The organism is Pedococcus sp. KACC 23699, assembly GCF_045348425.1.
GTDB lineage: Bacteria > Actinomycetota > Actinomycetes > Actinomycetales > Dermatophilaceae > Pedococcus.
In genome coordinates, this window is sequence record NZ_CP157483.1 from 2225081 (window position 1) to 2238104 (window position 13024).

The 13024-nt window shown below is 70.4% G+C and carries 11 protein-coding genes; 8 read left to right on the plus strand and 3 right to left on the minus strand.

What is annotated here, in order from left to right; all coding sequences use genetic code 11:
* Positions 1–2: 2 nt before the first annotated feature.
* The 8 genes from ABEG17_RS10470 to ABEG17_RS10505 all read left to right on the plus strand — a co-directional run bounded on the left by ABEG17_RS10470 (position 3) and on the right by ABEG17_RS10505 (position 9677).
* Positions 3–1508 (plus strand): methyltransferase, encoded by a 1506-nt coding sequence (locus tag ABEG17_RS10470; RefSeq protein WP_406829416.1) that lies wholly within the window; start codon positions 3–5, stop codon positions 1506–1508.
* Complete coding sequence (locus ABEG17_RS10475) at positions 1505–2116, plus strand: chloramphenicol phosphotransferase CPT family protein (protein ID WP_406829417.1); 612 nt, start codon at positions 1505–1507, stop codon at positions 2114–2116. The genes ABEG17_RS10470 and ABEG17_RS10475 overlap by 4 nt, the downstream gene beginning before the upstream one ends.
* A 162-nt stretch (positions 2117–2278) precedes the next feature.
* Positions 2279–2881, plus strand: coding sequence for a TetR/AcrR family transcriptional regulator (locus ABEG17_RS10480; protein WP_406829418.1), 603 nt, complete (start codon positions 2279–2281; stop codon positions 2879–2881).
* On the plus strand, positions 2881–4614 hold the full coding sequence (locus tag ABEG17_RS10485; protein WP_406829419.1) for an ABC transporter ATP-binding protein: 1734 nt from the start codon (positions 2881–2883) through the stop codon (positions 4612–4614). The genes ABEG17_RS10480 and ABEG17_RS10485 overlap by 1 nt, the downstream gene beginning before the upstream one ends.
* On the plus strand, positions 4611–6647 hold the full coding sequence (locus ABEG17_RS10490; RefSeq protein ID WP_406829420.1) for an ABC transporter ATP-binding protein: 2037 nt from the start codon (positions 4611–4613) through the stop codon (positions 6645–6647). The genes ABEG17_RS10485 and ABEG17_RS10490 overlap by 4 nt, the downstream gene beginning before the upstream one ends.
* Complete coding sequence (locus tag ABEG17_RS10495; protein ID WP_406829421.1) at positions 6640–7458, plus strand: pentapeptide repeat-containing protein; 819 nt, start codon at positions 6640–6642, stop codon at positions 7456–7458. Before ABEG17_RS10490 ends, ABEG17_RS10495 begins: the two co-directional genes overlap by 8 nt.
* A 132-nt stretch (positions 7459–7590) precedes the next feature.
* Positions 7591–9351: a sodium:solute symporter family protein gene (locus ABEG17_RS10500; protein ID WP_406829422.1), complete on the plus strand. Its 1761-nt coding sequence runs from the start codon at positions 7591–7593 to the stop codon at positions 9349–9351.
* Positions 9352–9362: 11 nt separating this feature from the next.
* A complete protein-coding gene (locus ABEG17_RS10505; RefSeq protein WP_406829423.1) occupies positions 9363–9677 on the plus strand; it encodes a hypothetical protein in 315 nt (104 codons plus the stop codon).
* A 21-nt stretch (positions 9678–9698) separates the two neighbouring features.
* Here ABEG17_RS10505 and ABEG17_RS10510 read toward each other — a convergent pair whose 3' ends face one another.
* From ABEG17_RS10510 to ABEG17_RS10520, 3 genes are all read right to left on the minus strand, one after another.
* Positions 9699–10931 (minus strand): MFS transporter, encoded by a 1233-nt coding sequence (locus ABEG17_RS10510; RefSeq protein WP_406829424.1) that lies wholly within the window; start codon positions 10929–10931, stop codon positions 9699–9701.
* A gap of 68 nt (positions 10932–10999) precedes the next feature.
* Entirely contained in the window at positions 11000–11938 is a 939-nt protein-coding gene (locus ABEG17_RS10515; RefSeq protein WP_406829425.1) for a hypothetical protein, read from the minus strand.
* A 191-nt stretch (positions 11939–12129) separates the two neighbouring features.
* Positions 12130–12933, minus strand: a complete 804-nt coding sequence (locus tag ABEG17_RS10520; protein ID WP_406829426.1) for a dioxygenase — start codon at positions 12931–12933, stop codon at positions 12130–12132.
* Positions 12934–13024: the final 91 nt, after the last annotated feature.

Genomic DNA, 13024 nt, shown 5'->3' on the forward strand with positions numbered 1-13024 from the left:
CCATGACCTCCACACCACCCCCCGCCTGCACCGACACCGCGCTCATCGGTGCCCTGCGCTCGGACCTCGCCGCGGCGGGATACACCGTCGAGGGCGTCAACCAGCTCCTCGGCCCGCTCGCCGGCGCGGCCCTCGCACGGGAGCAGGTCCTGCCCGCTCAGCGGGTGACCGCCTCAGCGGGCACGCCGCTGGCGACCCTCGTGCGCCTCTTCGGCCTCGGTGACGCCGTCGACACCGACGATGTCGCCACGGCCCTTCCGTCGTTGGGGCTGCAGGGCGCCCAGGCACTGGGGCTCGTCCGGGACCAGGGGCCGGGCGTCGTCGCGACCTGCGACCTGCGGCCCTACGGCGAGGAGCACCACGCCTGGTGGGTGGCCTCCGACCTTGCCGAGATCGCCACGCGCGAACCGCTCCACGAGGACCACGTGCTCGGCATCGGTGGTGCGTCGACGACGTTGGCGTCGTGGACGCCGCGCCCCGTCGTGGGGCGCGCCCTCGACATCGGCACGGGGTGCGGGGTCCAGGCGCTGCACCTCGGCACCCACGCCGGGCACATCACCGTCACCGACCTGTCGGAGCGCGCGCTGGACTACGCACGGTTCAACGCTGCCCTCAACGGCGTCACCTGGGAGGTCGTCGGCGGCTCCATGCTCGATCCTGTTGCGGGGCAGCAGTTCGAGCTGATCGTGAGCAACCCACCCTTCGTCATCACCCCGCGGACCCCGGACGTCCCGCTGTTCGAGTACCGCGACGGCGGTGCCGCGGGCGACGCGATCGTCGCCGACCTCGTCCGGTCGATCGGCGACCACCTCGTCCCCGGCGGCATCGCCCAGTTCCTCGGCAACTGGGAGGTCGTCGGGGACGCCGACTGGCGCGACCGGGTCCGTGGCTGGGTCGAGGGCACGGGGCTGGACGCGTGGATCGTCCAGCGTGACGTCCAGGACCCCGCGGAGTATGCAGAGACCTGGGCTCGCGACGGCGGTCACCACAGCGCGACCGTGGAGTTCTCGACGATGTATGCCGCGTGGCTCGACGACTTCGCCTCCCGGGACGTGACCGCCGTCGGGTTCGGGGTGGTGACGTTGCAGCGTCCGCTCGGCGACCGGGCACCCTTCGTCCACCTCGACGAGGTCGGTGGCCCGGTGGCGTCGCCAATGGGACCGCACATCCTCGCGGGGATCCGGGCACGGACCTGGCTGGCCGAGCACACCGAGGACGAGCTGCTCTCGGTGGAGTGGAGCGTGGCTCCGGACGTCACCGAGGAGCGGCACTCCAGGCCCGGCGACGAGGACCCGAGCGTCATCCTCCTGCGCCAGGGGGGTGGGCTGCGACGCACGGTGCGGCTCGACACCGCCGGGGCCGCACTCCTCAGCGTCTGCGACGGCACCCTGGCTGCCGGCGCGGCGATCGGGGCGATCGCCCTCCTGCTCGATGTCGACGAGAGGGAGCTGCGCCCCTCGCTGGTGGAGCTGTTGCGGGTCCTGGTCGCCGACGGACTGCTGACGTGAGCGCCCACCCGACGGTCGGAAGGTCGGTCGGGAGGTCGGTCGGGCCACGGGTGGACGGGCCACGGGTGGTCGTCCTCAACGGTGGGTCGAGCTCGGGCAAGTCCGCGCTGTCGGCAGTGCTGGTCGATCTGCTGCCCGGGACGTGGCTCCGGCTGAACGTCGACACCCTGATCGATGCCCTTCCGTCGTCCTTCGACGAGGTGGAGGGCGGCCTGGTCCTGCGGCCGGACGGCACGATCGAGACCGGGCCGGAGTGGCGGCGTGTGGAGCGTGCGTGGATGGGCGGGATCGCCGCGGTCGCACGCGAGGTCGCCGTCGTCGTCGAGGACGGGTTCCTCAGTGGCCCGGTCGCGCAGCAGCGCTGGCGCGAGGCGTTGGAAGGCATGCAGGTGCTGTGGGTCGGGGTGCGGTGCGACCCCGAGGTCGCCGCGGCCCGCGAGCGCGATCGGGGTGACCGCGTGCTCGGGATGGCCAGGGCGCAGGCCCTCTCGGTGCACGAGGGGATCGACTACGACCTCGAGGTCGACACCTCGGGGTCGTCCCCCAAGGAGTGCGCGGCCGTCGTGGCCGCTCACGTGTCCACCCCTGACGGGCCCAACCCCCGCTGAGGGTCGGGGCTGGGCAGACTCGGAGCGCTCCATACCCGCGTGGACCCGACTCTCGGCGGGGTGAGGACTGAGTGGCTGGAGCCGCGACCGTCGCCCCGGCGCGCGTTTGCGCTGGTCAGTAAAGGTGTTGTGAGTGAGTGCTCACTCACTTACGCTGATCGGGTGACTCCCCGCGCCCCCGCCATGGCTCCCGACGAGCGCCGCGCCGCGATCATCGCGTCGACGGTGCCGCTGCTGCGAGATCGCGGGCGCGCGGTGAGCACCAAGGACATCGCCAGGGCGGCAGGGGTCGCCGAAGGCACGATCTTCCGGGTTTTCGAGTCCAAGGACGAGCTTGTCGACGCCTGTGTGCACGACGCGTTCCAGACGGAGTCGTTGGTGGTCCGGCTGCTCGACATCGACGACACCCTGCCGCTGCGGGAGCGGCTCGCCGCGGCCGTCTCGACGATGCAGGACTACCTGCGGGGCATCTTCTCGCTCATGAGCGTCCTGCAGGCGACGGGCAGACCGATGCGCCGACCCCACCAGGGGGAGGACCCCCGTCGCGAGGCGGCCAACACCGCCGTCGACCAGGCCTTCGTCGCCCTCATCGGCGCCGATGCGGAGCAGCTGCGGCTGCCGGCCATGGAGGTCGTCAACTACCTGCGAATGATCACGCTCTCGAGCGTGCACCCGATGCTCCACCACCAGGGCTCCTCGGCACAGGAGCTCGTCGACGTCATCCTCGAGGGCGCCCTGCGGCGTCCCGAGGGAGGGGGGAACTAGTGCTCATCCGAACCATGCGCGACTACCTGCGGCCGTACCGCGGTCTCATCACGGTGCTCGTCGGGCTGCAGCTCGTCGGCACCATCGCCTCGCTGTACCTCCCGAGCCTCAACGGTCGGATCATCGACCAGGGCGTGGCCAAGGGGGACACCGGCTACATCCTGCGCACCGGGATCTGGATGCTCGCCGTGTCACTGGTGCAGATCGCCGCGACCGTGGGGGCCACCTACCTCGGCGCGCGGTCGGCGGCGGGGCTCGGACGCGACCTGCGGGCCGACGTCTTCGCCCGCGTCGGCGACTTCTCCGCGCAGGAGGTGTCGCGCTTCGGTGCCCCCACCTTGATCTCGCGCACGACCAACGACGTCACCCAGGTGCAGCAGGTCGTCTTCATGGGCGCCGCGATGATGGTGTCCGCCCCGATCATGATGGTCGGCGGCATCATCATGGCGCTGCGTGAGGACGTCGGTCTGTCCTGGCTGGTCGCCGTGGCGGTCCCGCTCCTCGCCCTGTCGGTGTCGCTGGTGATCCGCAAGATGATCCCGCAGTTCCGGATCATGCAGGAGTCCGTGGACTGGGTGAACCGCGTGCTGCGCGAGCAGATCACCGGCATCCGCGTGGTCCGCGCCTTCGTCCGGGAGGACCACGAGCGCGCGCGCTTCGCCGAGGCCAACACGCAGTACACCGGCACCGCGCTCGCCGTCGGCCGGCTGATGGCCATGGTCTTCCCGATCGTCATGCTGATCTTCAACTCCTCGACCGTGGCGGTGCTGTGGTTCGGCTCGCACCGGGTGGCCAACGGGGACATGCAGATCGGCGAGCTGACGGCCTTCATGAGCTACCTCATGCAGATCCTCATGTCGGTGATGATGGCGACGTTCATGTCAATGATGATCCCGCGCGCCACCGTGTCTGCCGGGCGCATCGCCGAGGTCCTCGACACCGACTCGACGGTGGTGCCCCCGTCACAGCCCGTCGCCATCCCGCGGGTCGGCGCCGGTCTCGAGCTGAGGGACGTCACGTTCGCGTACCCCGGCGCCGACGTCCCTGTCCTGCAAGGTGTTTCGTTGGTCGCAGAGCCGGGGAAGACGACCGCGATCATCGGCAGCACCGGTGCCGGCAAGTCGACCCTGCTGTCCCTGGTCCCGCGCCTCTACGACGTGACCGGCGGCCAGGTCCTCATCGGCGGTGTCGACGTCCGCGATGCGGCGCTCGAGGACGTCTGGGCGCGGATCGGGCTGGTGCCGCAGAAGCCCTACCTGTTCACCGGCACCGTCGCGACCAACCTGCGCTACGGCGATTCCGACGCCACCGACGACGAGCTGTGGGAGGCGTTGCGCATCGCCCAGGCCGAGGACTTCGTCCGGGCCATGCCGCAGGGGCTGGACTCACCGATCGTCCAGGGCGGCACGAACGTCTCGGGCGGCCAGCGACAGCGCCTGGCGATCGCCCGGGCGCTGGTCGCCAAGCCGGAGATCTTCCTCTTCGACGACAGCTTCTCGGCCCTGGACCTGTCCACGGACGCGCGGCTGCGTTCGGCGCTCAAGCCCGTCACGCGGCATACCGCCGTCGTGGTCGTGGCCCAACGGGTGTCGACGATCGTCGACGCCGACCACATCGTCGTCCTCGACGACGGGCTCGTCGTCGGGACGGGCACCCATGACGAGCTGCTCGACACGTGCCCGACGTACGTCGAGATCGTCCAGTCCCAGCAGAGCGCGGAGGAGGCGGCATGAGCGAGGGTGTGAAGACCGCCGAGGAGAAGGCGGCAGAAGCCAGGCGCGGCCCCGGGGCGCGAGCCGGTCAGCGGCACGGGCCGATGATGGGCGCCGGTGTGCCGGCGGAGAAGTCGCAGAACTTCGGGCCGTCCGCCAAGCGTCTCCTCGGCCTGATGCAGCCCGAACGGACCCCGTTGTACGCCGTGCTGGCCCTCGCCGTCGCGAGCGTGGGCCTGTCGGCGATCGGTCCCAAGATCCTGGGGCGCGCGACGGACCACATCTTCGCCGGCGTGGTAGGCGCCCGGCTGCCGAGTGGCGTGGACAAGGCGCAGGTGGTCGAACAGCTCCGCGCCCGGGGTCAGGGGACGCTCGCCGACCTCGTCTCCGGGATGCCCTACCTCGTGCCCGGGCAGGGGATCGACTTCGGCGCCGTCGGTCGCGTGCTCCTGCTCGTGCTCGGCATCTACGCCGTCGCGAGCCTGCTCTCGTGGGCCCAGGGCTGGCTCCTGACCGGGGCCGTGAACCGCACCATCTTCGGGCTGCGCCGCGACGTCGAGGACAAGCTCAACCGGCTGCCGTTGCAGTACTTCGACGGCCAGCCGCGCGGCGAGCTGCTCAGCCGTGTCACCAACGACATCGACAACGTCGCCCAGAGCCTGCAGCAGACGCTCAGCCAGCTGCTGACCTCGTTGCTCACGGTCGTCGCGATGATCGCGATGATGCTCTACATCTCCCCGGTGCTGGCCCTCATCGCGCTGTTCACCATCCCGGTCTCGATGGCGGTCACGGCCGCCATCGGCAAGCGATCGCAGAAGCACTTCGTCCAGCAGTGGAAGAGCACCGGCGAGCTCAACTCGGTCGTCGAGGAGTCCTTCACCGGCCACGAGCTCGTCAAGGTGTTCGGTCGCCAGGACGAGGTGCGCGCGTCCTTCCGCACCAAGAACGACGACCTGTATGCCGCCGGGTTCGGCGCCCAGTTCGTCAGCGGCATCATCATGCCGACGATGATGTTCATCGGGAACCTCAACTACGTCGTCATCGCCGTCGTCGGTGGGTTGCGGGTCGCCGGCGGCACGATGACCCTGGGCGACGTGCAGGCCTTCATCCAGTACTCGCGCCAGTTCACCCAACCCATGACGCAGGTCGCGTCGATGGCCAACCTCATGCAGTCCGGCGTGGCCTCGGCCGAGCGGGTGTTCGAGGTGCTCGACGCGCCCGAGCAGCGCCCCGACGCCGTCGGTGCGATGGTGCTCGAGGACCCGCGCGGCCGGGTGGAGTTCGAGGATGTCTCGTTCTCCTACGACCCGGCCAGCCCGCTCATCGAGCACCTCGACCTCGTGGTCGAGCCCGGCCAGACGGTCGCGATCGTGGGTCCGACCGGCGCGGGCAAGACCACCCTGGTCAACCTCGTCATGCGTTTCTACGAGCTCGACGGCGGGCGCATCACCCTCGACGGCGTGGACATCACCGCCCTGACCCGTCACAACCTGCGCAGCGAGATCGGCATGGTGCTGCAGGACACCTGGCTGTTCGGCGGCACCATCCGCGACAACATCGCCTACGGCAGGCCGGGCGCGTCCGAGGACGAGGTGCTCGCCGCGGCCAAGGCCACCTACGTCGACCGGTTCGTGCACTCCCTGCCCGACGGCTACGACACGGTCCTCGACGCCGAGGGCGGCAACATCAGCGCGGGCGAGAAGCAGCTGCTGACGATCGCGCGGGCGTTCCTGGCCGACCCGGCACTGCTGATCCTCGACGAGGCGACCAGCTCGGTCGACACCCGCACCGAGCTGCTGGTCCAGCAGGCGATGTCGGCGCTGCGCCACGACCGCACGAGCTTCGTCATCGCCCACCGGCTCTCGACGATCCGCGACGCCGACGTCATCCTCGTGATGCGCCACGGCAAGATCGTCGAGAAGGGCTCGCACGAGGAGCTGCTCGTCCGCGACGGCGCCTACGCAGAGCTGTATGCCGCGCAGTTCAGCGGTGCTGCCGTGGACGTCGACTCCGGCGAGGCGCCCGCCCCGGACCTGGCCCCGGCGCGTGGCTGAGGTCGAGCTCGCCGCTGACTGCGCGCAGTGCTTCGGGTTGTGCTGCGTCGTCCCGGCCTTCGCGGCCTCGGCGGACTTCGCCATCGACAAGCCGGCGGCGACCCCGTGCCCGAACCTCGCCACCGACTTCCGGTGCGGCATCCACACCCGGCTGCGCGAGCGCGGGTTCGCCGGCTGCACCGCATACGACTGCTTCGGTGCGGGGCAACGGCTCTCGCAGGTGACGTTCGGGGGCGTGGACTGGCGCAGCTCGCCAGCAACCGCCGCGACCATGTATGCAGCCTTCCCCGTCGTCCGCGAGCTGCACGAGTTCCGGTACCACCTCGCCGAGGCACGCCGTCACCTGCGAGCCGGTGGCGACCGAGAGGTCGAGGTCTCGCTGGCCGATGAGGTGGACCGGCTGGACGGGGAGGTCGAGGCGCTCGCGTCGGGAGACGGCGCCGCGCTCGCGGCAGTCGACCTCGCGGCGGTCGGTCCCCGGATCGGGGACGTCCTCGGGAGGGTCAGCCGCGCCCTGAGGTCGGTCGACACCGGCCCCGACCTCGGCCGCCGTGACCTCGCCGGCTCGGACCTGCGCTCCACCGACCTGCGCGCGGCCAGCCTGCGTGGCGCGCTGCTGCTGGGGGCCGACCTGCGCGGGTGCGACCTGTCGCGCACCGACCTGCTCGGGGCGGACCTGCGTGGCGCCCGGCTCGAGGGTGCCGACCTGTCGAGGTCGTTGTTCCTCACGCAGCCGCAGGTCGGCGCCGCCCGGGGCGACTGCGCCACCCGCCTGGCCGCGGGCCTGAACCGGCCGGCCCACTGGGCGTGACCCAGCGGATGAGCGGGGGCTCGGGCGCCATACCAACACGTGGCCCGTAGTGCGGCACGGGGGCCCGGGTGCCGATCGAGCCCCGAACGCCTAGGTTTGAGCCGCTGGTTTGTCGTCACCTAGGAGCCGCTGATGTCTCACCTCACTCTCGCGGTGCCCGCCGCGACCCCCTTGATCGACGCGAACTGGATGGACTACCTCCTGGTCGCCATCTACTTCGCGTTCGTGCTGGGCATCGGCTTCATGGCCCGCCGGTCGGTCTCGGACTCGATCGACTTCTTCCTGTCGGGGCGCTCGCTCCCGGCCTGGGTGACCGGCCTAGCCTTCATCTCGGCCAACCTCGGCGCCGTCGAGATCATGGGGATGTCGGCCAACGGTGCGCAGTACGGCCTCCCGACGGTCCACTACTTCTGGGTCGGCGCCATCCCGGCGATGCTGTTCCTCGGTGTCGTGATGATGCCGTTCTACTACGGGTCCAAGGTGCGCTCGGTCCCCGAGTTCATGTTCCGGCGGTTCGGCACCGGTGCCCACCTCGTCAACGCCATCAGCTTCGCGGTCGCCCAGCTGCTCATCGCAGGCGTGAACCTCTACCTGCTCGGGTCGATCGTCCACGCGCTGCTCGGCTGGCCCTTGTGGATCGCGCTCATCGTGGCCGCGGCGATCGTGCTGTCCTACATCACCCTCGGCGGTCTGTCGGCGGCCATCTACAACGAGGTCCTGCAGTTCTTCGTCATCGTCGCCTCGCTGCTGCCGCTGACCCTGATCGGCCTGCACCGGGTCGGTGGCTACAGCGGCCTCAAGGAGAAGATCACCGCGTTCGCCCTGTCGGCACCGGCCGGCGCCAAGGTCGCGCCCCCGGTCCAGCAGCTCGAGTCGTGGCCGGGGCAGGCGCTGTCGGGGTTCACCTCCAGCTTCCTGTCGGTCATCGGCATCGTCTTCGGCCTCGGCTTCGTGCTGTCGTTCGGCTACTGGACGACGAACTTCGTCGAGGTCCAGCGCGCGATGGCGTCCAAGTCGATCTCGGCGGCGCGCAAGACGCCCATCATCGGCGCCTTCCCGAAGATGTTCATCCCGTTCATCGTCATCCTCCCCGGCATGGTCTCGGCCGTGCTGGTCAAGGAGATGATCGACCTCAAGGGCGGCGGCACCCCGGCGGGCGGCGCGTCCGGCGAGGGTGTGAAGTACAACGACGCGCTCCTGCTCCTGATGCGCGACATCCTCCCCAACGGCCTGCTGGGCCTGGCCATCGCGGGTCTGCTGGCGGCGTTCATGGCCGGCATGGCCGCCAACATCTCGGCCTTCAACACCGTCTTCAGCTACGACCTGTGGCAGCGCTACATCCGCAAGGACCACAGCGACGACTACTACCTGCGCATCGGCCGCCTCGCGACGGTCGCGGCGACCGTCATCGCGATCTTCACGGCCTCGATCGCCTCGAGCTTCTCCAACGTCATGGACTACCTCCAGACGCTGTTCGGCTTCTTCAACGCGCCACTGTTCGCCACGTTCATCCTCGGCATGTTCTGGAAGCGGATGACGGCGACGGCCGGCTGGGTGGGTCTGTCCAGCGGCACGGTGTCGGCGGTGCTCGTCGCGCTCCTGTCCAAGGACGCGTTCGGGTCGGCCAGCCTGGGGGTCCTGCCGCTGACAGGACAGGGCGCCAGCTTCGTCGCCGCCTCGACGGCGTTCGTCGTCGACATCATCGTGAGCGTGGTCGTCAGCCTGGTGACCGCGCCCAAGCCCGCCTCTGAGCTCAAGGGCCTGGTCTACTCCGAGACGCCCAAGGAGGACCTGCGTGACCCGGAGGAGGCCAGCCTGCCGTGGTACCAGCGGACGATGCCGCTCGCCGGGGTCGCGCTCGTCATGGTCCTCGTCCTCAACTTCGCCTTCTAGGAGCAGCCGACATGTCCGACAAGACGAACACCACCACCAAGCCCGCCAAGAAGACGGCCGGCGCGTTCGACATCCGCAACATCATCGGCAGCCTGCTCGGCATCTACGGCCTGATCCTGTTCTTCGCCGGGTTGTTCGCCGACAAGCACCTCGACAGGACCGGCGGCGTCAACGCCAACCTCTGGACGGGCATCGTCCTGATCGCCGCGGCGGTCCTGTTCCTCGGCTGGGCCCGGGTCAAGCCGATCGTCGTCCCCGACGAGGTCGAGAAGGCCGGCGACGACCCGACCCGGCCGGCTCCGCGCCGCCGCTCCGGCGGGCACTGAGCCGCACCGCACGTCAGCTCCTCAGGCTTGGGGGCCGGAAGGTGAGCCATCGCTCACCTTCCGGCCCCCAATCCGGTTGATGGCGGCGTCGGCGTCGGTGTGCACTGAGCTGGGTATGCCGACGCGGGCGAGGCCGAGGACGGTTGCCGCAGCGAGGGCGAGCACGCCGCCCGCGACCCACATCAGGTGGGGCGAGTGCTGGAACAGGGCGCCGGCCAGGGGCGGGGCGATCACGGTGCCGCCGATGGACGCGGCCCCGTAGAGGCTCTGGTAGCGGCCGTGCATGCCCTCGGGCGCGCGGTCGGCGGCGTGGGCGGTGGCCGTCGGCTTGTAGAGCATCTCCCCGGCGGTCACGACGGCGACGGCGGCGAGCACGGTCGCGACGGCGGGAGAGGGGGCGACGACCAACCAGCCGACGCCGACGAGGACGAACCCCGCGACGATGAGGCGCTCGGGGCTCTGGTCGCGCAGGCGATGGGCCAGCCACGGCTCGAACAGCACGATCAGCGCGCAGTTGAGCGAGATCGTCGTGCCGTAGACCCAGGGTGCGGCGCCGAGCGCGTCGAGCTGCCACGGGACGGCGGAGTAGGCGAAGCGGTAGGCCGTGTCGGCCGCCACGACCGTGCCCAGCAGCAGCACGAACCGCGGGTCCGCACGCAGGGCGGTCAGGACACCCGTGCGTGCCCCGTCCGTCACGGGCGTTCGCGATGACCCGGGGACGACGAACAGGACCACGGCCAGCATGAGCAGGCTGGCCAGCGCGTCGATGACGAAGACCGCCCCGAAGTGGTGGACGGCGAGGAGCCCGCCCAGCGGCGGACCGAGCACGGTGCCGGCGTTGTTGACCGACCTCATCCAGGCACTGGCCTGGCGACGGTGCTCGGTGGGGAGCGCGCTGGTGACGAGTGCGAACGACACGGGTCGCCCGATGCCACCGAGCGCTCCCATGACGAACAGCACGGCGGCCAGCCCCGCCGTCGGTGTGAGCGGCACGGCCACGCAGCCGAGGGCGGAGGCGAGCGAGGCCACCGCGAGGGTCGGGCGCAACCCCCAGCGGTCGCCCACCGTCCCGCCGGCGAGGTTGCCGACGATCATGCCCACACCCCATACGGCCGCCACGGAACCGGCCGCGGCCTCGTCGAGGTGGCGGTTGGAGACGAGGTAGAGCGGAACGAACACCCAGGCCATCGAGCCCAGGGCGTTGACGAACCGCCCGACGAGCAGCCACCGCACCCACACCGGAAGTTCGCGCACGCCCGGCATCCTGTCAGCCACCCCCGACCCTCACCTCTGCATTTGGGGGCCACAGGGTGATGCAGGCGTCACCCTGTGGCCCCCAAACGGCCGGTGAGTGCCCGGTATGCAGTGACGACCTGCCGCATGAACGTTCCCGGCTGGAGGCGGAGCCCGACCAGGTCGATGGTCAGGACCGTCTCGCCGTCGATGGCCAGGGCGTTGCGGCGAAGGTTGTCCGCGCTCACTGCCAAGCCCAGCCGGTGCTGTGCGCCATCGATCTCGACCGCGAGAGGGCAGTCCCGCCACCGCACGTCGAGGTAGATGCGGCCGAAGGGCCCTGTGCGGACGACCTGGCGTTCGGGATCGGGCAGGTGGTGCAGACGGCACAGCGCGGTGAAGTCGAGCTCGCCGAGGGACTGCGCGCCATCGGTGACGTCCTGGACGACCTGTCTGACGAAGGCGGACCGTCCGTAGTGGGCGCCCGGCCAGCGCAGTGGAACGAGGTCGTGGGCTCGGACCAGCCGCTGCTGCACGACAAGGCACAGGAGGAGGGCCGCCTGACGATCGGACCTTGCCCACTGGGCGGCCCGGATGGCAGCGACGGCGGGTCGCACCCTGGGGAGTCCTGAGGGGCGGACATCCGTGGTGCGCGCGTTGCGCACCTGGTGGATGTGGACGCCGGGCACCCGTCGACCGCCGTGTTGCCAGTGGTCGACGGACACGTGCACGATCTCCTCGTCGAAGCCGGTGAGTCCGGCGGCCTCCAAGGCCGTGACCCCGTCGAGGGCCGAGCCGGCGCCGACCTCCCAGACGGCCCGCCACAGCTGCGCGTCGCGCGAGAGGGGCGCGGTGTGGACGGCCACGGTCCGTCGACCGTGCAGCGCCCACCGACCGGCGCGGACCTCACCGGCGACAGCCCAGCGGTCGATCTTCTCGGCGGCGAGCTCCGCCCGCGACACGACACCGCCGTGCTGGTCGGCGAGGGCCGAGGCGGTCGCTCGCCGAAGTCGTCCCGGTTGCGTCATCGAGTCAGGGTGGGTGACCGCTTCGATCTGCGTCGGATGAGACCTGGTCTCTTGTGGACGAGGTCGTCGACGTCGTCGCCCTGTGGACAGCTGTGGACCACGTCTTCCCCGTTTGGGGGCAAGGCGGTGACGTATCGCTCACCTTCCTGCCCCCAAACGCGGGACGGCGGGAAGAGGGAAAGCTGGAAGGGTCAGGCGAACTGCCAGGACCGCTTGCTCAGGCCGAACCAGAACCCGTCGATGACGCTCTGGTTCTCCAGCGACCCGGACTCGTATGCCGCGCCGAGGCTGACGTACAGCGGCGCCCAGTGCTCGGTGCGCGGGTGCGCCTCGTGGGCGGCCGGTGCCTTGTGCATGAAGTCGAGGATGGCGTCCACGTCCTGGCGCTCGAGCGCCTCGGCCGCCCAGTTGTCGAACTCGGCCGAGGCAGCAGGGGGAGTGCCGTCCGGGCCGGCCGAGGGGTTGAACCAGCGCAGGTTGTGGGTGGTGAACCCGGACCCGACGATCAGGGTGCCCTCGTCGCGCAGGGGCGCGAGCTTGCGGCCGATCTCGAAGAGCGCCCGCGGGTCGAGCGTGGGCATCGACATCTGCAGGACGGGGACGTCTGCCTCGGGATACATCTCCACGAGCGGCACGTAGGCGCCGTGGTCCAGGCCACGCGACTCGTCGCGGTGCACCGGGGTCTCGGAGGTCTGCACGAGCCCGGTGATGCTGTCCGCCAGCTCGGGCGCACCCGGGGCGGCATACGTCACGTCGTAGTACTTCTGCGGAAAGCCCCAGAAGTCGTAGACGAGCGGGACCTGACCCGAGGTCGCGCTCAGGGCCAGCGGTGCCTCCTCCCAGTGGGCGGAGACCATGAGGATGTTGGTGGGCTTGCCGAACCGGCCGGACCAGTCGCCCAGCTGACGCGTCCACACCGGGTCGTCGGCCAGCGGCGGAGCGCCGTGGCTGAGGTACAGCACGGGCTGGCGGGCGGACGCGGTCGACTCGGTCATGGCCACAGGATACATCTATTTGAACTTTCAATCAATTGTCAGCAGAGATCACTGAAAGCTCGCTGAGAACCGCCCCCCACGGACGAGACCG

Coding starts and splice junctions, on each gene's coding strand:
- ABEG17_RS10470 (WP_406829416.1), top strand. CDS start 3: ATGACCTCCACACCACCCCCCGCCTGCACCGACACCGCGCTCATCGGT.
- ABEG17_RS10505 (WP_406829423.1), top strand. CDS start 9,363: ATGTCCGACAAGACGAACACCACCACCAAGCCCGCCAAGAAGACGGCC.
- ABEG17_RS10515 (WP_406829425.1), bottom strand. CDS start 11,938: ATGACGCAACCGGGACGACTTCGGCGAGCGACCGCCTCGGCCCTCGCC.
- ABEG17_RS10500 (WP_406829422.1), top strand. CDS start 7,591: ATGTCTCACCTCACTCTCGCGGTGCCCGCCGCGACCCCCTTGATCGAC.
- ABEG17_RS10520 (WP_406829426.1), bottom strand. CDS start 12,933: ATGACCGAGTCGACCGCGTCCGCCCGCCAGCCCGTGCTGTACCTCAGC.
- ABEG17_RS10490 (WP_406829420.1), top strand. CDS start 4,611: ATGAGCGAGGGTGTGAAGACCGCCGAGGAGAAGGCGGCAGAAGCCAGG.